We start from the raw sequence: 292 nt of genomic DNA on the forward strand, positions 1-292 counted from the left end.
CCTACCTCTGATCCACCAAAACTCCAACTGTAACCTACATAACCGGAAGGACCGTCCAAGGTGATGTCCTCGCCCTCACAGTCTGACGCATCACCAACAGATGGCTTTGGGTTGTCGTAGACCGTAACCGTTGCAGTATCGCTTCCAGAACAGCCATTATTATCGGTCACCGTTAATGTATAAACACCAGCATCTGCCGAAGTCGCTCCAGTTATCGTTAAATCTTCGGAAGTTCCTACCTCGGAACCACCAAAACTCCAACTGTAACCTACATAACCGGAAGGACCGTCCA

Annotated in this window: 1 protein-coding gene; it reads right to left on the reverse strand. The window is 49.3% G+C overall.

The window, feature by feature from the left end; all coding sequences use genetic code 11:
* Window positions 1–292, reverse strand: a 292-nt coding sequence (locus tag LOK78_RS16490; protein ID WP_232635680.1) for an immunoglobulin domain-containing protein, incomplete at both ends; no start/stop codon positions are given.

It is taken from the genome of Mangrovimonas futianensis, from assembly GCF_021245805.1.
Classification (GTDB): domain Bacteria; phylum Bacteroidota; class Bacteroidia; order Flavobacteriales; family Flavobacteriaceae; genus Mangrovimonas; species Mangrovimonas futianensis.